General features: G+C 66.0%; 22 protein-coding genes. 15 read left to right on the plus strand and 7 right to left on the minus strand.

The features are described 5' to 3' along the window. Positions 1–39 precede the first annotated feature (39 nt). Both HV786_RS00380 and HV786_RS00385 read left to right on the plus strand, forming a co-directional pair. Positions 40–273: an Arm DNA-binding domain-containing protein gene (locus HV786_RS00380; RefSeq protein WP_128829377.1), complete on the plus strand. Its 234-nt coding sequence runs from the start codon at positions 40–42 to the stop codon at positions 271–273. Continuing rightward, complete coding sequence (locus HV786_RS00385) at positions 270–827, plus strand: ureidoglycolate lyase (RefSeq protein ID WP_128829376.1); 558 nt, start codon at positions 270–272, stop codon at positions 825–827. The genes HV786_RS00380 and HV786_RS00385 overlap by 4 nt, the downstream gene beginning before the upstream one ends. Before the next feature lie 22 nt (positions 828–849). On the opposite strand, the gene HV786_RS00390 is transcribed toward HV786_RS00385, so the two are convergent. Next, positions 850–1,446 carry a hypothetical protein gene (locus tag HV786_RS00390; RefSeq protein WP_128829375.1) on the minus strand — a complete coding sequence of 199 codons (597 nt, stop codon included), beginning with the start codon at positions 1,444–1,446 and terminating at the stop codon, positions 850–852. Between the two features lie 149 nt (positions 1,447–1,595). On the opposite strand from HV786_RS00390, the gene HV786_RS00395 reads away from it, so the two are divergent. Beyond that, on the plus strand, positions 1,596–2,690 hold the full coding sequence (locus HV786_RS00395; RefSeq protein ID WP_128829374.1) for a DUF1254 domain-containing protein: 1,095 nt from the start codon (positions 1,596–1,598) through the stop codon (positions 2,688–2,690). 83 nt (positions 2,691–2,773) lie between these two features. Here HV786_RS00395 and HV786_RS00400 read toward each other — a convergent pair whose 3' ends face one another. Next, positions 2,774–3,055, minus strand: a complete 282-nt coding sequence (locus tag HV786_RS00400; RefSeq protein ID WP_056324750.1) for a peptidylprolyl isomerase — start codon at positions 3,053–3,055, stop codon at positions 2,774–2,776. Positions 3,056–3,317: 262 nt separating this feature from the next. Here HV786_RS00400 and HV786_RS00405 point away from each other — a divergent pair, with 262 nt between their 5' ends. The 8 genes from HV786_RS00405 to HV786_RS00440 all read left to right on the plus strand — a co-directional run bounded on the left by HV786_RS00405 (position 3,318) and on the right by HV786_RS00440 (position 9,920). Continuing rightward, positions 3,318–4,082 carry a FadR/GntR family transcriptional regulator gene (locus HV786_RS00405; protein ID WP_082586342.1) on the plus strand — a complete coding sequence of 255 codons (765 nt, stop codon included), beginning with the start codon at positions 3,318–3,320 and terminating at the stop codon, positions 4,080–4,082. A gap of 36 nt (positions 4,083–4,118) precedes the next feature. Further along, positions 4,119–5,477, plus strand: a complete 1,359-nt coding sequence (locus HV786_RS00410; RefSeq protein ID WP_128829373.1) for an aromatic ring-hydroxylating oxygenase subunit alpha — start codon at positions 4,119–4,121, stop codon at positions 5,475–5,477. Further along, complete coding sequence (locus HV786_RS00415; protein ID WP_056324755.1) at positions 5,474–6,043, plus strand: 3-phenylpropionate/cinnamic acid dioxygenase subunit beta; 570 nt, start codon at positions 5,474–5,476, stop codon at positions 6,041–6,043. The genes HV786_RS00410 and HV786_RS00415 overlap by 4 nt, the downstream gene beginning before the upstream one ends. Positions 6,044–6,146: 103 nt before the next feature. After that, complete coding sequence (locus HV786_RS00420; RefSeq protein ID WP_252870318.1) at positions 6,147–7,139, plus strand: Bug family tripartite tricarboxylate transporter substrate binding protein; 993 nt, start codon at positions 6,147–6,149, stop codon at positions 7,137–7,139. A 5-nt stretch (positions 7,140–7,144) separates the two neighbouring features. Further along, on the plus strand, positions 7,145–8,338 hold the full coding sequence (locus tag HV786_RS00425) for an FAD-dependent oxidoreductase (RefSeq protein WP_254599425.1): 1,194 nt from the start codon (positions 7,145–7,147) through the stop codon (positions 8,336–8,338). A gap of 20 nt (positions 8,339–8,358) precedes the next feature. Next, a complete protein-coding gene (locus tag HV786_RS00430; protein WP_056324760.1) occupies positions 8,359–8,685 on the plus strand; it encodes a 2Fe-2S iron-sulfur cluster-binding protein in 327 nt (108 codons plus the stop codon). A 31-nt stretch (positions 8,686–8,716) separates the two neighbouring features. Beyond that, complete coding sequence (locus tag HV786_RS00435) at positions 8,717–8,926, plus strand: hypothetical protein (protein ID WP_056324762.1); 210 nt, start codon at positions 8,717–8,719, stop codon at positions 8,924–8,926. 16 nt (positions 8,927–8,942) lie between these two features. Beyond that, positions 8,943–9,920 (plus strand): 2-hydroxyacid dehydrogenase, encoded by a 978-nt coding sequence (locus HV786_RS00440; RefSeq protein ID WP_128829372.1) that lies wholly within the window; start codon positions 8,943–8,945, stop codon positions 9,918–9,920. 97 nt (positions 9,921–10,017) lie between these two features. On the opposite strand, the gene HV786_RS00445 is transcribed toward HV786_RS00440, so the two are convergent. The 3 genes from HV786_RS00445 to HV786_RS00455 all read right to left on the minus strand — a co-directional run bounded on the left by HV786_RS00445 (position 10,018) and on the right by HV786_RS00455 (position 13,594). After that, entirely contained in the window at positions 10,018–11,016 is a 999-nt protein-coding gene (locus HV786_RS00445; protein ID WP_252870316.1) for a Bug family tripartite tricarboxylate transporter substrate binding protein, read from the minus strand. A 146-nt stretch (positions 11,017–11,162) separates the two neighbouring features. After that, positions 11,163–12,608 carry a M81 family metallopeptidase gene (locus HV786_RS00450; protein WP_128829371.1) on the minus strand — a complete coding sequence of 482 codons (1,446 nt, stop codon included), beginning with the start codon at positions 12,606–12,608 and terminating at the stop codon, positions 11,163–11,165. An 11-nt stretch (positions 12,609–12,619) separates the two neighbouring features. Beyond that, positions 12,620–13,594 (minus strand): Bug family tripartite tricarboxylate transporter substrate binding protein, encoded by a 975-nt coding sequence (locus tag HV786_RS00455; protein WP_128829370.1) that lies wholly within the window; start codon positions 13,592–13,594, stop codon positions 12,620–12,622. Between the two features lie 164 nt (positions 13,595–13,758). Here HV786_RS00455 and HV786_RS00460 point away from each other — a divergent pair, with 164 nt between their 5' ends. After that, a complete protein-coding gene (locus HV786_RS00460) occupies positions 13,759–14,676 on the plus strand; it encodes a LysR family transcriptional regulator (RefSeq protein WP_128829369.1) in 918 nt (305 codons plus the stop codon). 10 nt (positions 14,677–14,686) lie between these two features. Here the strand turns inward: HV786_RS00460 and HV786_RS00465 are convergent, their stop codons facing one another. Beyond that, positions 14,687–15,703, minus strand: a complete 1,017-nt coding sequence (locus tag HV786_RS00465; protein ID WP_128829368.1) for an amino acid ABC transporter substrate-binding protein — start codon at positions 15,701–15,703, stop codon at positions 14,687–14,689. Positions 15,704–15,912: 209 nt separating this feature from the next. Between HV786_RS00465 and HV786_RS00470 the strand changes: the two genes are divergently transcribed. After that, the gene (locus HV786_RS00470; protein WP_128829367.1) at positions 15,913–17,037 is read left to right on the plus strand and encodes an FUSC family protein; all 1,125 of its coding nucleotides are present in this window, start codon (positions 15,913–15,915) and stop codon (positions 17,035–17,037) included. 68 nt (positions 17,038–17,105) lie between these two features. Continuing rightward, the gene (locus HV786_RS00475) at positions 17,106–17,348 is read left to right on the plus strand and encodes a hypothetical protein (RefSeq protein ID WP_226847303.1); all 243 of its coding nucleotides are present in this window, start codon (positions 17,106–17,108) and stop codon (positions 17,346–17,348) included. An 83-nt stretch (positions 17,349–17,431) separates the two neighbouring features. On the opposite strand, the gene HV786_RS00480 is transcribed toward HV786_RS00475, so the two are convergent. Continuing rightward, positions 17,432–18,352 carry a LysR family transcriptional regulator gene (locus HV786_RS00480; RefSeq protein WP_128829366.1) on the minus strand — a complete coding sequence of 307 codons (921 nt, stop codon included), beginning with the start codon at positions 18,350–18,352 and terminating at the stop codon, positions 17,432–17,434. Positions 18,353–18,518: 166 nt separating this feature from the next. Here HV786_RS00480 and HV786_RS00485 point away from each other — a divergent pair, with 166 nt between their 5' ends. Further along, positions 18,519–19,523: a Bug family tripartite tricarboxylate transporter substrate binding protein gene (locus tag HV786_RS00485; protein ID WP_128829365.1), complete on the plus strand. Its 1,005-nt coding sequence runs from the start codon at positions 18,519–18,521 to the stop codon at positions 19,521–19,523. Positions 19,524–19,527: the final 4 nt, after the last annotated feature.

Consider the following 19,527-nt stretch of genomic DNA (forward strand, 5'->3'; position numbering starts at 1 on the left):
GTTTATCATGTCTGCCATCGGCAACTTGGAGAGCACGCGATGAGCACGGGATTCGAAGGGGTGCGCCCCGCATCCGAATCGTCCATCGAGATTGGCTTCTTCTATGACGGCCGGCATTGTGTCGAGCGTATCCGGGTCAAACCCACCGCCGCCAACCTCAAGCGCGCCGCAGACCGGCGTGTTGCCATCCTGGAGGCCATAGCGCGGGGCGATTTCGACTACGACGCCGAATTCCCCAAACGCGGCGCTAAGCCATCACAGGTTCCCGCATGACGAGTAATTCGCAGCTTGAAATCCACGATCTCTCGCCTGATGCCTTCAATGCCTACGGGTGGATGCTGGGCAAGCCCATGCCGGACGGCAACGGCGTTCCGCTGTTTACGAACCCGGCCACCGACTTCTGGCACGAGCACCTGTTCAACACGGGCGCGGGCGGCGACGCCGAGGTGCTTTGGGTCAATTACCGAAGCCAGTCCGTCGAAGTCGCCAGTCTGGAAAAGCACCTGCTGACGCAGCAGGCGATCGTCCCGCTGACAGGCAGCATCATCCAGATCGTGGCGCGCAGCGCCGCGGACGGTTCGCCCGACCTGGCCACGCTTGCGGCCTTTCATGTGGCGCAGGGGCAGGGCGTGTGCATGCGGCCGGGCTGCTGGCACGCCACCCGCGTGGCGGGCGACGAGGTCACGTGCCTGATGCTGACCCGCCGCTCCACCACGGTCGACCTGATCCAGCACCTGACCACGGACGCCAGCACCACGGAAAGCGCCTTCGCGGCCATCCCCGCGCGGCGACTGGAAGTGCCTCAGGATCTGCTGCAAAGCGCCTGACATTGCGCCACGAGGGCGGGAATCAATCCCCCTCGCTGCACGCGAAGCCCAGGCGCGCAAACAAGGGCCACTTGTTGCGGTAGCTGTCCGTCCAGCACATGCCGAAAAATGCCGCGAACGGCGCGTCGACCCGTTGCGCCGATATGTGCGCAGCGGCGTCGGCATCGGGCGGGCAAAAGGCCTGCCCCGGCGTCGGGTACAACGCGCCATCCCAGATGGGTTGGTCGCAATGCTCGCAGAAATTGCACCATTCCCCTGACAGGGCGGGGTTCTGGCGGTAGGTCGGCGCAAGCGTCTGCAGTGTCTGCGCCACGTCGGACGCAAGAGCCCGTGTCGACGAGATCATGGCCGGCCCCGGCATCGACTGCCATTGCGCGGGTCCGAACAGCCAGTCCTGAAACGCCAGCGGATCCAGACCCGTGCTATCCGCGTCGTCCTCATCCAGTTCCAGGTCGCCCTCGGTGCTTTCGTGGCCGGGCGGCACGGCCAGCGCGGCCACGCGCGACAGCGTGTTGCAAGCCGCGCAGCAGTGCACGGCCTGCAACACGAAGTACGACGACGCGCGAATGTTGAACGCCTCTCCGTCCGGACCGGTCATGCTGGGGTCTTGCGTTGGCATGCTGCTGTGTCTTTCCTGTCGCACCGTTGCGGTGCACTGTTACTTCTACATGCCGGGGAAATATGACAGAATCCCCCGGAATTCGAGCCCTGGCGTAATCCGCCGCCGCCATCGGGCGCCTGCGCCATCCCGTCATGTCGGAGCCCTGAATGCGCCACCGCCAGATTAGCACCGGATTTTGCCGGGCCGCCTGCCGTCCGTTCATGGGGCTGGTTGCCGCCATCGTCGTGGCGGGCGTCTTGTCCGGCTGTGCGGTCCCGTCACACGACACCGCCGCCGGGCAGTCCGTCGGCATCGAGGGCCTCACCGCGCAACAGGCGCGCGGCATCGCGCGCGAATCCTACCTTTACGGCGCGCCCATGGTCGCCAGCTACCAGGCCATGTATGCCTACAGCCTGGACAAGCAGGGGGCGCAATACAAGGGCCCGGTGAATAGCATCAATCCAGTCGGCACGGCGTCCGCTGCCGCGGCTGGCCTGGATCCGGCCTATCTGTATTCCTACGCCGCCCTGGACTTGCGCGCCGAACCCGTCGTCGTCATCGTGCCCCGCGTCGAAAAGCGGCGCGATGCATCGTTGCAGGTCATGGACCTGTACATGCACCACATCGGCGACCTGGGCTCGCGCGGCATGGGCGGCGGCGTCTTTCTCGTGGCGGGTCCCTCCTGGAAAGGCAAGGTGCCCCCGGGCATCACCAAGGTAATTCGGTCAGAGACGCAGCTTGCCACGCTGGTGGCGCGCACGCAGCGGTTCAATCCCGCCGACCAGGAAAACGCCAAGCGCATCCAGGCGCGCTTCAAGGTGCAGCCGCTATCGGCGTTCCGCAACCGGGCCGCGCCCGCCGCCCCTGCCAAGGTGGAATGGAAAGCGCCGGTTCCGCGCGCGCAGATGTATTCGTCGCTCGAGTTCTATGACGAACTGGCCTTCCTGCTGCGGTTCGCACCCGCACACAAATCCGAGACCGCACTGCGCGAACGCATGGCCACCCTGGGCCTGCGCCCCGGCGAGGACTACGACACCGCCACGCTCAACCCCGCGTTGCGGCGCGCGCTGCAAGAGGGCATGCACGATGCCCAGAACGACATCGACAAGAACCGCGCGGCGCAGGGCGCCGATGCGGGGGCGCTTTTTGGCGACCGGGACAAGCTGAAGAACGACTATCTGGCGCGCGCGACAGGCGCGCAGATGGGGTTATTTGCGTTCGGCGGCATGAACGCACCGAAGACGCCGCTCAGGCCGCGGTAAGCAGCGCGGCAAGCAAGACGCAAAAACGCCGCCGCCCGGATTGCTCCGGGCGGCGGCGTTTTGAGCCAATTGGCTGCGAGGACTTAGTCCTTGCGGCTGGTCACTTCAACCAGGTGGTAGCCGAACTGGGTCTTGACCGGACCTTGCACTTGGCCGACCGGGGCGCTGAACACGACGGTGTCGAATTCCTTGACCATCTGGCCCGGGCCGAAGGTACCCAGATTGCCACCGTCGCGGCTCGACGGGCAGCTCGAGTTTTCCTTGGCGAGCTGGGCGAAGTCAGCGCCATTCTCGATGGCGGTCTTGAGTTCGTTGGCCTTCGCTTCGGTGGAAACGAGGATGTGACGGGCGGAGGCTTGTGCCATGAGGGGACTCCTTGCGGACTGATTTGGGGAGGGGAGAGTAACGCATTCGCGTGAACTCGCTACCCTGGCATCATAAACGGGGTCATTCCGGCCCCGGGTCACAGACGGTAAGCGCCAAGGGGGCACACCCCCGCACTTCCCCTAATACCCCCGCATATCCTTATACGATTATCGTATTTTCAACACACCCCACCCCGGGCGTGTCCACAGCCGAGGCAACGCGGGCTGGCAATGAGATGCACGTTTTCGGACGAGACTTCCTATGCCTGATTCAGCTTCCCGAGTACTGTTGAAAAAAGATGCGGTCGTGCCGTTTACGTCGGAGCCCAATCTGACGGACCGCGTGACCGAGATGCTGCTGGACGAGATCACCAGCGGCGATTACCAGGTCGGTGAGGTGCTGCCCCCAGAGCAGACCATCGCCACCCGGCTTGGCGTTTCGCGCACCGTGCTGCGCGAAGCGGTTTCCCGCCTGAAGGGCGATGGCATCGTGCAGAGCAAGCAGGGCCGCGGGCTGACCGTCATGCAGACGGCGCGGCCGTCGGTGTTGCGCATGCAGGCCGCGGACATTGGCGATGCGGATCAGGTGCTGCGCATCGTGGAATTGCGCCGGGGCTTCGAGATCGAGGCCGCGCCGTTGGCGGCGGCCCGTCGTGACGAGGACGATCTGGCCGCCATGCGGCTGGCGCTGCGCAAGATGGCCGACGCGATTGCATCGGGAGATGTAGCGGTGGGTGTCGATGCCGACATGGAGTTCCACCGCTGCGTGGCGCGTGCGACGCGCAATGAACACTATCTGAATTTCTTCGATTTCCTGGCGGTGTTGCTCAAGAAGAACCTGCGCGTGTCGCGTTCGCGGTCAGCCAAGATCGCGGGGCGCGGGGCGCAGGCGCAAAAGGAGCACGAGGCGCTGTTTGCCGCCATCGAGAAAGGCGACGTCGAACTTGCACGGCAGCATGCGCGCACGCACGTCGACAACACGGAAGCACGTCTGCGTACAGCGGCGGCCACGGCCGACAAGCCGTAGGCGCCCACTAAGGGCATCCTCCAAGGGGAAGTGGTGATGGGTCAGAAGACGATCGATGAGTTGGTGCGTGCCGACGAGGGACTGGTCAGCCGGTCCATCTTCGTGGACGAAGAGATCTTCCAGCAGGAACTGAAGCAGATCTTCTCGCGTGCGTGGCTGTTCGTGGGGCACGAAAGCCTGGTGCCCAAGCCGGACGACTATTTTGTTTCGCGCATGGGCACGGAATCCGTGATTCTGACGCGCGACCGGCAGGGACAGATTCAGGTCATGCTGAACAGCTGTGCGCATCGCGGCATGAAGCTGTGCCGCTACGACCACGGCAATAACCGCACGTTTACCTGTCCGTACCACGGCTGGAGCTTTTCCACCGACGGCAAGCTGGTGGAACGGCCCGGCGAGCTGGTCGGCGTGCCCGGCCACGCCACGCACTACAAGGGCGAACTGGACAAGAAGCAGTGGGGCCTGAAGACGGTGGCGCAGGTGGTGAACTACAAGGGCGCCATCTGGGCAACGTGGGATCCCAACGCGCCGCCGTTCCTGGACTACATCGGCAACATGCGGCTGTACCTGGATGCGGCGCTGGACCATCGCAACGGCAGTCCGGGCGGCTCCGAGGTGATCGGTGGCGTGCAGAAGTGGCGCGTGAAGTGCAATTGGAAGTTCGCGCCCGAGAATTTCATTGGCGACCTGTACCACGACATCAGCCACCGGTCCGTGGACATCGTGGGTATCGGCCCGGGCGGCGGCAAGGGGCGGCGCGATGCGTCCGCCACGCGCTCGGCGATCTGCTTTCCCGAACTGGGCCACGGCCTGCTGGGCCGGCTGCCGTTCTACGAGGAAGGGCCGTACGCGCCGCAATACGCGCGTTATCCGGAAGTCGAGGCGTATTACCGCGAGATCCACGAACACCGTGAGCGCACGTTAGGCTCGGCGATGCGCGTGCAAACCAGCGTGGGCACGATCTTCCCGAACATGTCGTTCCATGGCCGTCAGCCACGCACGCTGGCGGTGTTTCATCCGATCAGTTCGACCGAGATGGAGATGTGGCGCATGTACCTGGTGGACAAGGACGCGCCCGAATCGGTCAAGGAAGCGGCACGCCATTATTTCCTGCGCTACTCCGGCCCGGGCGGCATGACGGAATCGGACGACATGGAGAACTGGACGGGCGCCACCGAGGCCAGCATGGGCGCGATGTCGCGCGAGCTGTACTTCAATTACCAGATGGGCGTGGGCCACCGGCAGGACGTGCCCGAGATTCCGGGCTGTGCGGTCAACGGTGAATACACCGAGGAAAACGCGCGCATCTACTACCGGCGCTGGGCGCAGTTCATGAACGGCCTGTCATGGGACCAACTGATGGCAGGCGCGGTGCGCCTGGAGGAGGCGGCATGAACGCAACCGTGGAAAACGCGCCGCCTGTGGCGCAGGACGACAGCGTGGACGACATGCTGCTCTGGTGGGAGGCGCATCGCTTCCTGCACTTCGAGGCCGACCTGCTGGACCATCGGGAATTCGACAAGTGGCTGGGCCTGCTGGACGAGGACATCACGTATCGCATGCCGCTCACGCGCAATGTGCGCCGCGACGCGATGGCGCAGGAATACTCCGGCAAGCAGGATGCGGCGTGGTTTGACGAAGGCATCGACACGCTGCGCCAGCGCGTGGCGCAGATCAAGACGGGTATCCACTGGGCCGAGGAACCGGCCTCTCGCGTATCGCATCTGGTGACCAACATCCGCGTGCTGGACGTGACACCGGATGACGGCGGCGGCGACCTGGTGCGGGTGCGTTCGCGTTTCCTGATCTACCAGAACCGCCTGCAGTCCGAAGTGAATCTGTTCGTGGGCAAGCGCGAGGACGTGCTGCGCAGGCGCGACGGGCGCTTCACCATTCTGTCGCGCGAGATCCACCTGGATCAGAACGTCCTCTTATCGAAGGCGCTGACGATCTTCTTCTAGCGCCGTTGCCGGAGCCGGCCCGTCTGCCGGCATTCGATGGTTTTCCTTCCACTCGGGGCCTGACCGCCGACGGGACGCGCTCGCCCATACCTGGAGTTGCAGCATGCAAAGACGTACTGTACTGAAGGCCATTGCCGGCGCGGCCGCGATGTCGGCAACGGGAATGTCGTGGGGCGCCGACGCGGCTTACCCGAGCAAGCCGATCCGCCTGATCGTGCCGTATCCGCCGGGCGGCGTCACGGACGTGGCGGGGCGCTTGGCGGGAGAAATCCTCACGCGCAAGCTTGGTCAGCCCGTGGTGGTGGAGAACCGGCCGGGCGCGAACGGCATGATCGGCAGCCAGCAGGTGGCTTCCGCGCCAGCGGACGGCTACACGCTGCTGCTCAATGGGCTGGGCGGCATGGTGCTGCCGATGGCCACGGTGACCGGCCTGCCGCTCGATACGTCGCGCGCCTTCACGCCGATCGCGCAGATGGCCGAATTCATCAACGTGCTGATCGTGCGGGCCGACTCGCCGATACGCAGTGTCGACGATCTTATCGCCACGGCGCGCAAGCGCAGCAAGGATGGCCTGAACTACGGCTCCAACGGCATCGGTTCGTCGGTGCACCTGACCACCGCGTTCTTTGCGCAGCACACAGGCACCAATCTGCTGCACGTGCCCTACAAGGGCAGCGGCGAGATGCTGGTGGACGTGGTCAACGGCAACCTGGACTTCAGTTTCAGCAATCTGCCGCCGGTGATGGGGCTGATCCGCAAAGGTTCGATCCGCCCGATCGCCGTCACCAGCAGCTATCGCAGCAAGCAGCTGCCGGAGGTGCCGACGATGGCCGAGCAAGGCGTGGCGGATTTCGATGTGACGAGCTGGCTGGGACTGTATGGCCCGGCTGGCATGCCGCCGGACGTCGTGCAGAAGCTGAGCGCGGCGTTGCAGGAAGGCATGGCGCTGCCGCAGTCGGTGGAAACCTTGAGCGCCGCGGGCTTTGAGCCCAGGCCCACGGGAGCGGATGCGTTTGCGGAACTGAACCGCGCCGAACTCGCGCGGTGGAAGCAGGTCGCCACCAAGGCCAGCATCTCCCTGAAATTCGGAGCCTGAGCATCATGGAAACGACATCGGCCCTGCAGCGGGTTCACACCGCCATCATCGGTGCGGGACATGCGGGCGTGGAGTGCGCGTGGGCCTTGCGCGCCGCGGGGGTGGAAGGCGACGTGGCGCTCTTTGGCGCCGAGACGCATGCGCCCTACGAACGGCCGCCGCTGTCCAAGGCCCTGCTGACCGGTACGACCAGCGCCGAGCGTATCGCGTTGCGTGCGGGCAGTGCCTACGAGAAGTCGCGCGTGATCGTGGTGGCGGGCGACCCGGTGGCCGCCATCGATACCGCGGCGCGCACGCTGCGCACGGCGTCGGGCCGCGTCTTGGCGTATGAGCATTGCGTGCTTGCCACCGGCGCCAGCGCGCGCGGCATTGCCGACGTGGCGGGCGAACAGGTGTTCTCGGTGCGCGGCCTGGACGACGCGCACCGGCTGCGCGACGCGCTGCGGCCGGGCATCCGGCTGCTGGTGGTCGGCGCCGGATATCTGGGACTGGAAGCGGCCTGCTCGGCGCGCAAGCTGGGCGCGCACGTGCTGGTGCTGGAGCAGGGCGGCAACGTGATGGCGGGCAAGGTGTCCGAACCCACGGCCACGCGGCTGGGCGACCTGCACCGCGAGGCCGGCATCGAGATCCGCCACGGCGCTGCGGTGCAGCGTTGGGAACGCACGGCATCCGGTTGGCGCGCGCATCTGGCCACGGGCGAGGCCGTCGAAGCCGACCTCGTGCTGGTGTCGATTGGCGCGGTGGCCGAGACGGCGCTAGCCGAGGCGGCGGGACTGATCTGCCTGGACGGGGTGGTCGTGGACGAATGCTGCCGCACGTCGGCGCCCGACGTCTACGCCATCGGCGACTGCGCCAGCGCCTTTCGGGGCGAGCTGCAGCGCTATGCCCGGATTGAAAGCGTGCAGAACGCACTGGCGCAGGCGCGCACGGCGGCCGCCGCCATCGCCGGCAAGGCACCACCCGCGGCGCGCCCGCCCACGTTCTGGTCCGAACAGCAGGGCCGCCGTCTGCAGATGGCCGGACTGGTCGATCCGGCCGCGCCGTGCCGCGATGTATTGCTGCCCACGGCCAAGGGATGGCTGGTCGAACGCTATCAGCACGGCCGCCTGGCCGCGATCGAAGCGGTCGATAGCCCGGTGGAGTTCATCAAGGGCGTGCCGCGCATCGGCGCGCCCGAAGTGGCTGCGGCCACGGCGTGATCAAACCTTCTGGAGACAACATGCCCGTTGCGATATTTGAGTTGCCCGATGGCGCCGAACAGGTGCTGGATGTGCCCGATGACTGGTCGCTGATGGAAGCCGCTCGGCGCGACGGCCTGGAAGGCATCGTCGCCGAATGCGGCGGCGGCGCCATCTGCGGCACCTGCCACGTGCAGGTGGATGCCGATTGGCACGCGCGGCTGGAGCCGCCCGGCATGGCCGAGGAAGCGTTGCTGGAAGTGGTGCCCGAGCGTTGCCCGACCAGCCGCCTGTCCTGTCAGGTCATCATGACGCCCGAACTGGACGGCATCCGCGTGCGCGTGCCGTCATCGCAGCTAGAGCTGTAGCCCGCGCGTCCGAACCCCAAGGAGCCACCGCATGGCCGACAACAAATCCATCAACCTCGTCGATCTGCAACCCGGCGTGCGCGTGCGCATGGCGGGCGGCGCGTTGGCCGAGATCGTCGAGAACCCGCAGGACGGCTTCTGGCTGATTGTCCGGTACCTGGACCATCCGGCCGAGCCTGCACTGGTGGACGCCGGTGAGCAGCAGGTGTTTGCCACCGACGTCGAAGCAATCGAACCCTGAACCCTCTGGAGCCCCCATGAATCAAAAGCCCAAAGTCATCGTTTCCGCGCCCGTGCCGCCCGATCTGCGCGAGCAGCTGGCCGCGCGTTGCGAAATCGTCGAAGTGCCTACCGGACAGAATCCGGCCGAGGTGCTGGACGCGGATGCGCGCGCGAATATCGAAGGCATGGTCTGCACGGTGCGCACCAAGGTCGATCAGGCCCTGCTGGACGCCTTGCCCGCGCTGAAGGTCAGCTCGAACTTCGCCGTGGGGTTCGACAACGTCGATCTGGCGGCCGCCACACAGCGCAAAGTGCTGATCTGCAATACGCCCGGCGTGTTGGACGGCGCGGTGGCCGACGTGACGATCGGCCTGATGCTGTGTCTGTCGCGCAATCTGGTGGCGGGCGACGCCTTCGTGCGTAGCGGCGCCTGGACCAAGGGCGCGTTCCCGCTGACGCGCGACATCCGCGGCAAGACGCTGGGGCTGCTGGGCATGGGACGCATCGGCCGCGTCGTGGCCCGCGCGGCGCAGGCTTTCGATATGAAGGTCATCTATCACAACCGCCGCGAAGATCCGCAGGCCGAAGGCCTGGCCACCTATGTCGAGCGCGACGAACTCTTCAAGTCGTCTGACGTGCTGAGCGTGCACATCCCCCTGTCCGCGGAGACGCGCCATTCCATCGGCAAGCGCGAGCTGGGCATGATGAAGCCAACGGCGTACCTGATCAACACGGCGCGCGGCCCGGTCATCGACGAGGCGGCGCTGATCGACGCGTTGCGCGCCGGCACCATCGCAGGCGCGGGGTTGGATGTGATGGAGCAGGAACCGCTGCCGGCCGACAGCCCGCTCTGCGCCTTGCCGAATGTGGTGCTGCAGGCACACGTGGGCAGCGCCACGCACGAAACGCGGCGCGCGATGATCGACCTGGCGGTGGCCAATCTGATGGATGCGCTGGGCGGCAAGGCGCCGCAGGCGATGGTCAACCCCGAGGTCTGGCAGGCGCGCGCCTGACGCGTCCGGCAGGCATAGCAACGGGCCGTTGAATGAGGGCCTGCAAGGAGTGGCCGCCAAGGTGGGGCCGCCGAGGCAGCCCCGCCTTTGCGGCCCCTTATCCCTGTTTCCCGCCGTAATCCACCACGATTCCCGCCTGCTGCGCGACCTCGCTCCAGCGCTTGAGTTCCGCCTTGGAGAACGCCTGGAACTGCGCCGCGTCGCGCAGCTTGGGTTCGAAGCCGGCGTTGATGATGCGGGTCTGGTATTCCGGCGCGGCCAGTCCCGTGACGATGGTGTTGGACAGCTGCGCGATGATCGCCGGATCAACCTGCGCGGGCGCATACATGCCCAGCCAGCTCGTCACGTCGAAGTCCTTCATGCCCTGTTCCTGCATGGTCGGCACGTTGGGCAACTGGCGCGCCCGGTAGGCGCTGGTCACCGCCAGTGCCTTCAGACGCTTGCCGTCCACCATCGGCAGCGTGGGTGGCAGGTTCATGAAACAGAGATCCAGGTCGCCATTGGCCGTTCCGACCAGCGCCTCGCTGGCGCCCTTGTAGGGCACGTGGTCGAACTTCAATCCGGTGCGCATGGCAAAGAGCTCGGCCGTCATCTGCGACGAACTGCCGACGCCATTGCTGCCGTACAGCGGCTTGCGCTTGGTGGCGCGCAGGTGTTCGATCAGTTCGGGCACCGTGTTGGCGGGGTGGTCCACGCGCACGACAAGGGCGTTGACGAACTCGGCCACCTGGGCGATGGGAAGGAGGGCGGCGGGGATGTCGATCGGCAGGCCGCGCAGCGTGGCGGGCGGCAGCACGTTGTGGCCCAGGCCCCCGGTGGTGAGGGTGTAGCCGTCAGGCCGTGAGGCAGCGGCCGCCTGCATGCCGATGACCCCGCCCGCGCCGGCGCGGTTTTCGATTACCACGCTCTGGCCGTACTTGGCGTAGAGCAGATCGCCCACCAGCCGTCCTGCAAGGTCGGTGGCGCTGCCTGGTGTGGAAGAGACGATGATCTTGATGACGCGGGACGGATACGGCCCGCTCTGTGCCCAGCTTGCGCCGGTAAGGTGCAGGCCGGCGGCGGCCCCCATCAGCTTCAACGCACTGCGACGTTTCATGACGACTTCCCCTTGGGTTATAGACCTACTGCTTCACGTGCTGCTCCAAAAATGTGATCCGGACTTTGTACGATAAACATATTTCTCGTACGGTACGGGTCACGCGAGAGCACGCAAATTGCGGCTTACCCTAGGGGCGGCTTAGTTCAGGGGTCGATTGGCCACTTCGGGCGCGCGATGCGGCGGTAGGGCAGTGCGGCAAGATTCAACGACACCGAGCCCGGCGCGTCCGCATGGATCACGTGGCGCGCGATCTGCGCGAATGCGGTATGAAAGTGTTGCGCGGACTTGACCACGATTAGCGTCTTGTCCTCGAGCCGGCAGCCCAGCTGTGTGAACACGTCGGTATGCAACGCTTGCGCCCGCACGCTGATCAGCACGATCTCGATGCCATCCGCGTCTATCCGCGCCGCGTTGCCCACGGCGCAAGGCGAGCCCGACAGCCCCGTCATGACCATGTCCGGCGCCAACGCCTTGACGGTGCAGGACAGGTCGATCGGGGCGCCCGACATAGGACTGATCTTGCCGCCAATGCGCAGTTGCAGGCGTGCGCCGACGCCGGCGCTGAACGCAATACGCACGGCAACGGGGTCCCAGAGCGGCCCCACCACGGCATTGCGCACGTTGCGCTCACGCAGGCAATGCAGGAAGAAGGTCGCGTCACCCGCCCCGCCGCCACCAGGATTGTCGGCGGCATCGGCGATCACCACGGGCGTCACCCCGCACGCCAGCGCCTGGCTGATGGCCTCGTCGGGCTGTGGGCATGCGGGGGCCAGCGCCTCGCGCATGCCGATCAGTTCATCGGCCAGGCGCCGGGCCAGGGTCTGGGCCGCGGCGCCGTCGCGGTCCGCGTACACCAGGATCTTGGTGCCCATGTCGGGAACGTCGCCCCACGGAAAGCCGTGCACGACCGAAATGGAAAGAATGCCGTCGCGTCCCTCCAGCGCCATGAGGCGATCGATGTAGCGCCGGGCCGGCTCCTGGGGAGTCCGGATGGTGACGACCATCCCGCAATCGACGACCGCCGGCACCGGCTTGATGCGCCCGGCGGCCTGCGCGGCACAGAAGTCCACCAGTTCCAGGGCGCGTTCCCGGATGTCGGTGTGGGGATACTCCTTGTATGCCACCAGGATGTCGGCGTTGTGCACCATGGCGTCGGACAGATGGCAGTGCGGGTCCAGTTCGGCCCCGACCACGACGTCGGGGCCGACCAAGGCGCGCACGCGGGCAAGCAGGTCGCCCTCGCAATCCTCATAGCCCTGCGCCACCATTGCGCCATGCAGCCCCAGGACCACCATATCGACGGGCAAGGCGCCGCGCAGGTCCCGGAGCAGTTCGTCGCGCAGGGTTTCATAGGCGTGTCGCGTGGTGATGCCGCCAGGTTGCGCGCCCGCCGCCATGCCTTCGATCACGTCCCAGCCGTGCTCCGCGCCGCGCTGACGGGCAGCCCACAGGGGGCCGCTGAAGATGGTCATTTCCCGCGGGTGCGTGCCGGCGGGGTAATGGCCTCTATCGGCGAAGTCCGCCAGCGACGTGGGCAGCGGCGAGAACGTGTTGGTTTCGGTGGCCAGCGAACCGGTGAATACGCGCATGGTCCGCCTGCTCAGTCCACGGTGGCGCCGGAGGCCTTGATGACCGCGCCCCATTTGACGATTTCATCGGCGACGTGCTTGCGCAGTTCTTCCGGCGTGCCGCCGCCCGGCGTGGCGACCATGCCGGCAAGCTTTTCCTGCGTATCCTTCTCGGCCATGATCGCGTTGACTTCCCGGTTCAGCTTGTCGACGATGCCGGCAGGCGTGCCCGCCGGCATGAACAGGGCATACCAGGACGTCACTTCGTAACCTTTGACGCCGCTGGCGTCGATCGTCGGAATCTCGGGCGCAAACGGTTGCGGGCTGGCGCTGGTGACGCCCAGCGCGCGCAGCTTGCCGCCCTGGATGAGGGGCATGACCGACGGCGCGGTATCGAACATCACCTGTATCCGGCCGGCCATCAGGTCGGTCAACGCGGGCGCGCTGCCCTTGTACTGGACGTGTTCCATCTCGACGCCGGCCATCGTCTTGAACAGTTCGGCCGACAGGCGCGTGGACGAGCCCGCGCCGGAAGATGCGAAGAAGATGCCCTTGGGGTTGGCCTTCGCGTAGCTGATGAATTCCGTCACCGTCTTGGCCGGCACGGTGTTGTTCACCACCATGATGTTCGGAAAGCGCGTCAACAGCGCCACCGGCGCAAAGTCCTTCTGGAAATCAAAGGGCAGATCCTTGTAGAGCGACACGTTGATCGTGCTGGCGTTGGAGCCGAGCAGGATCGTGTAGCCGTCGGCGGGCGAACGCGCCACGCCCGCCGCCGCGATGTTGCTGGCGGCGCCCGGCCGGTTTTCCACGACGAAGGTCTGTCCCAATCGCTCCGACAGGCGGCCCGCGACCAGGCGCGCCACCGCGTCGGACGATCCGCCCGGGGCATAGCCGACCACGATTTTCACGGGCTTCGAAGGATAGGCCGTCTCCGGCGCGGCGGCGGCTTGCTGGCAGAACACGGCAAGCGTCGCGGCTGCCAGGATTGAAGCGAAGGGTTTCATGCGTGTCGGCTCGAAAAGGAAAAGGGGGGGCGGCGTGCGCCGGCGGGGCTTCGGTCAGGCGCATTATTGGCAATCCCATGCCGCGTAATCAATGTAAGCTTGGCGCGATTTTGTTGCCTATTTGGCAACGATTGCTTTGAGGCCGACGGCCGGGGGAGACAGACATGGACGGCGGGCTGAGCGCGCGGCGCTTGCAGTACTTCTTTGAAGCGGTGACCACCGGTTCGGTCCGTGGCGCCGCCGAGCGGCTTGGCGTCGAGCCATCGATCGTCAGCCGGCAGATCCAGCTTCTGGAAAAGGAACTGGGCGTGGCCCTGCTCGAGCGCAAAGGCCGGGGCATCGTGCCGACCGACATGGCGGCCATCGTGATGGACCATTGCCGCGACAGGCAGGCCAGCGAGCAGGCGTTGCGGGCGCGCCTTGACGAGGTCAATGGTCTGCAGCGTGGCGATATCCAGATCGTTGCCAGCGAGGGCTTCGTCGATATCCTGATGAGCGGCGCGGTTGACGCGTTCTGCCGGCAGCATCCGGGCGTGCGGGTTTCGCTGCGGGTGGCCGGCGCTTCAGATGCCGTGCGGGCCGTGGTGCATGACGACGCGCACATCGGTGTGGTGTTCGGTGCGCCAGCCGACCCGGCCATCCGCGTGGTCGACACGCGCACGCACCCGCTCTGCGTGATTGCCTGGCCGGATCATCCCCTGGCTCGCCAGCGCAAGCGCCCGGCTCTGCGTGACGTCGCCAAGTATCCGGTCGCGCTGATGGCGCCCGGCTTCGGGTTGCGGCAACTGATCGAAATGGCCGAACTGTCGGAAAACACGGTCCTGGCACCCAGCTTCATCGCCAACTCGGTCGTCACGCTCAAGCGCTATGTCGAGTGCAGATTGGGGCTGGCGTTCACGTCGGCCAATTCCGTCGAAGAGGTCGCAAGAGGGGAGCTGGTGGCGCTTCGCACCACCAATCCGATTTTTGAAGCGGCGCAATCGCGCCTGATGGTCAGGGCCAACAGGCCGCTGACGGGCGCAGTAAGGGCAATGTTGGACCGCATCCAGGCCTCGCCCCTGTTCGGCGGGGGCAAGGCCTGAATCCGCTGCATTACCGGACGGGCCAGCCGTACATCAGGCCGCCGTTGCGGTACGACGCATTCAGCCCGCGCTCGAGTTTCAGCGGGCTGTTCGGGCCCAGGTTCTTCTCGAAGCTTTCGCCGTAATTGCCGATGTTCTTGATGATGTTGTAGGCCCACTTGTCATCGACGCCCAGGTTCTTGCCCATGCCCGGCGTCACGCCCAGGAGGCGCTGGATGTTCGGGTTGGTGCTTTTCAGCATCTCGTCCACGTTCTTGGACGTGACGCCGTACTCCTCGGCTTCCAGCATGGCGTTCATCGTCCAGCGGACCAGGTTGAACCATTGCTCGTCGCCCTGGCGGACCATGGGGCCCAGCGGCTCCTTGGAGAAGTTCTCCGGCAGGATGTCGTACTTTTCCGGGTTCTCCAGATTGCTGCGCGCGGCGGCCAATTGCGACTTGTCGCCCGTGAAGGCGTCGCAGCGGCCCACCGCGAAGGCACGGATGATCTCGTCCAGGCGTTCCACGACGACCGGCTTGAAGTTCACGTTCTGCGAGCGGAACCAGTCCGCGAGGTTCAGCTCGGTGGTGGTGCCGGGCTGCACGCAGACGGTGGCGCCTTCCAGTTCCTTGGCGCTCTTCACGCCCAGCGACTTGTTCACCATGATGCCCTGGCTGTCGTAGTAGTTCACGCCCACGCCGATCAGGCCCAGCGTGGTGTCGCGGGTCAGGGTGAGCGTGGTGTTGCGGGTCAGGACGTCGACTTCGCCGGATTGCAGGGCGGTAAAGCGCTGGACCGCGCTGATCGCCTGGATCTTGGCCTTGGACGCGTCGCCGAACAGGGCGATGGCCAGCGCGCGGCACAGGTCAACGTCAAGGCCGATCCAGCCGCCCTTGCTGTCGTTCACGGAAAAGCCCGCGACGCCTGTGGATACGCCGCAATGGACAAAGCCCTTGCTCTTGACCGCCTCGAAGGTCGCGCCGGCGTGGGCGGTCCAGGACGAGATGAACAAGGCGGTTCCTGCCGCAGCCAGTTTGAGTGCTTTCATGGTGTCTCCGCGCCGCGTGGCGCATGTTTATCGTTCAGCCGAAGGCTGAAGTGCGGCGCATAGTACCAGTGGGTCCGGGAGGGAGAATCAGGGAATTCCCGTTAAATCCGGGAGGCGGAATTTGATGGGGATAGAATCGGGCATGCCCGGCCTGCCGCCTGCTTCCAGGCCGCCAGCGGCCGAAAAACGCCACACCGCCACGCCAGCCTATGAATCGACATGACGACCCCGCAGGTCCAGACGACCGTCCCAGGCGCCCGTTCGCCTTCGTCAAGGCGCAGTTGCACGGCACCTGGACCGAGCTGACCCGGGTCAACGCCAGCGACCGCCGCTGGGAAATGCCGCTGGCCGCTGCGCTGTCATCCGGTCTGCCGCTGATGGTGGGCGCGTATTTCGGACGCATGGACTACGGGCTGATGTCCAGCCTGGGCGGCATGGTGTTCCTGAGCCTGCCCAACGCCTCGTTGCAGATCCGCATGATGATGTTGCTGGCGGCGTCCTTCGGCATGGTCGCCTGCTATGCGCTGGGCGCGCTGACGCAATTCTGGCCAACCGCCACGATCGCGGCGCTGACGCTGATCGCGATGGTGGTGAACATGGTGTGCCGCTGCTACCGCCTGGGCCCGCCGGGCAGCCTGTTTTTCATCATGGCCACGGCGATCGCCGCGTACACGCCGGGCACCATCGAAGACGTGCCATTGCGCGTGGGCATGGTGGCGTTGGGTTGTCTGGTCGCCTGCCTGGTGGCCTTTGCGTATTCGCTGCACATGACGCGCGTGGCCCCGCCGCCGCCGCACGTCGAGCCGCCCAGGCCCACGTTCGATTTCGTTGTGTACGACTCCGTCATCATCGGCCTGTTCGTCGGCATCTCATTGCTGGTGGCCGAACTGCTGCAACTGCAGCGGCCGTATTGGGTGCCTGTCAGTTGCCTGGCGATCATCCAGGGCGCCAGCCTGCGCGCGGCGTGGAGCCGGCAGATGCACCGCATCCTGGGCACCGCCGTGGGCCTGTGCGTGGCGTGGGCGCTGCTCAGCCTGCCGCTCAATGTCTGGACGCTGAGCGTGGTGATGATGGCGCTGTCGTTCGGCATCGAGACGCTGGTGGTGCGCCATTACGCCAGCGCGGTGGCGCTGATCACGCCCTTGACCATCTTTCTGGCCGAGGCGCCGCATCTGGGACAGGGCTATCCCGTCGACGTGATCGAGGCGCGCTTCGTGGACACGGTGCTCGGGGCATTCATCGGCGTGCTTGGCGCCGTGCTGCTGCACAGCCAGCGCATCCGCCCGACGCTGTCGCGCTGGATGCGAGCAGTGCTGCCGCAGCGGGTGAATTGACCGCCGTCCTGCGTCGGCTGGACGCCGCGGAGGTCGATTTTCCCTGCCGGCTCGGATAGGATGGGTGTTTGCGCAACCTGGAGGCACTCATGGATTGTTCAGTTGAAGGAAAGGTCGCGTTCGCCGACGGTCATTCGTATCACTTCGCGACCGTCGACGCGGCGCTGGCGTTTGCTGAGTGCGTCAAAAGCACCCAGAATCCCGCTCAATGCGCCGCCACGCATGGCAGCACCAGTCAGGTCAAGCTGGAAGACGTTGCCGCGCAGGAAGCAGCGGAGCGGCGCGAACAGGAACCCGGCGCGGGAACTTGAATGTCCTGATGCAGCGCGGGGGTCAGCCCTTCGCGGCAGATTTCGCGCCGGAACTTCGCCGCCGCACGCGCGGCGGCGCCGCATCATCCCCCCCCTTCGCCCGCCAGATACGCCTGCACCAACGTGATGATCCGTTCCGCGGTAGGCGACAAGCTGCGGCGGGCGCGGTGGATGACGCTGTAGGTCAGCGGACCTGACGCCGGGTAGGGCAGTGGCAAGGGCACGAGCGTCCCTTGCGCCAGTTCGGCGACGATGGCCTCGCGCGTGCAGAACAGCACCACATCGCTTCCCACAGCCACGTCGCGCAGCGCGCTGACGCTGTCGCATTCAAACGCAATCGGCAGTTCATCCACGCCGGCCACCTGATATAGCTTGGCCAGGTATTCCCGCGCGCGCTGCGGCAGGTCGGTGGCGGCCAGGCGATATTGCGCCAAGGCGGCGCGCAGCTTGGGTTTTCGCACCGATTGCAGCGGATGCCCGGCCCGCACGAAAAGGCCGCCGTGCTGCGGCGGCAGTGCACGCACGATGAAGTCCGCCGGCGGCGGCAGGCTGTGCGTCACCGCCACGGCGAAGTCCAGCTTGTCCTGCAACAGCTTGTCGAGAAGACGCTGCCAGCTTTCGATCTCGACATGCACGCTTAGACCGGGATGTTCGCGGGCCAGGCGGACCAGCAGCGGCGACAGAAACCCCGCCGCCGGAAAGGCCCCGACGCCGAAGCTCACGTGTCCCGTGTCGTGGCCCCTCATCAATTCGGCCTCGCGCCTAAGGGCGAGGACATCGCCCAGGATGCGGCGCGAACGATCGAGAACCATTTTTCCCGCCTGCGTCGGCGTCACGCCGATCGACGCGCGATCCACCAGCACCAGGCCCAACGTCTCTTCAAGGGACTGGATGCTGCGCGTCAGCGCCGACTGCGTCAGATGCAGCCGCTGGGCCGCCCGAGAGAAGTGCCGCTCTTCGGCAAGGACGGAAAAGTGCTGGAGCGAACGGATCGTCAGGCCCATGTATTTTTCTCATCGGAATTGCGCCAAATATGCAATTGATTCGGGTCAATTGCAAGACTAAAACAGCTTGACCACGGGTCGGTGAAAGCGCTGCAAGAACCCGGGAAAACACGACACAGAGCGCTGCGCGGCCCCGCGACACGCCAACCTCGCAGGAGGAGACAACATGAACCGCAAGCCGATCTTCCATCTGGCGGGCTGGGCCGCCGCGCTGAGCATGCTGGCCTGTACGGGGGCCGTTGCGGCGCCATCCCCGCAACCCGACGCCTGGCCTGCCGCGGGCAAGCCGATACGCATGGTCGTGCCATTCCCGGCGGGGTCCGGGTCGGACTCGCTGGCGCGCATGCTGGCGGCCAAGGTATCGCAGCAGACGGGCGCCTCCGTCATCATCGACAACAAGCCGGGCGCGGGCACGATGATCGGCGCGCAGGACGTGGCGCGCGCCAAGCCGGACGGCTATACGCTGCTGTACACCATCGTCGTCACGCACACGCAGAATCCGCACCTCTACAAAAAGCTGCCCTACGACCCGGTCAAGGACTTCACGCCGGTGTTGCAGGCGGTCAGATCGGCCACCGTGCTGGTCGCCAACAACAACGCGCCGTTCTCCACGACGGCCGAGCTGATCGCCTACGCCAAGGCAAATCCTGGAAAGCTCAACTACGCCTCGTACAGCGCCGGATCGACCTCGCACCTGAATGGCGAGATCCTCAAGATGAAGACGGGCACCGACATCGTCCACGTGCCCTACAAGGGCACCGCCGACGCCAGCCGTGCGCTTTTGGCGGGCGACGTGCAGGTTTACTTCGACGGCACCGCCACGGCGGTCGAGAACGCGCGAGCCGGCAAGGTCAAGCTGCTGGGCCCGGCCACGGACCGGCGCCTGAGCGTGCTGCCAGAACTGCCCACGCTGGAAGAGCAGGGGATCGAGGGACTGAACATCGTGGGGTGGCAAGGCATCTTCGGCCCGGGCGACATGCCGCCCGCACTGGCCGAGCGCGTCGCCCAGGTGTTTCGCGCTGCGCTGGAGACCCCCGAAATCACCCAGACCATCCTGTCGCAGGGCAACGAGGTCAGCGGCGCGGGGCCAAAGGAATTCTCGGCCATCGTGCAGCGCGACAGCGCGCGGTGGGGCGACGTGATCCGCCGGATCGGGCTGGTATTGGAATAAGGCT

Origin of the sequence: Achromobacter mucicolens, assembly GCF_902859725.1 — a bacterium.
GTDB classification, from domain to species: Bacteria; Pseudomonadota; Gammaproteobacteria; order Burkholderiales; family Burkholderiaceae_B; genus Achromobacter; species Achromobacter mucicolens.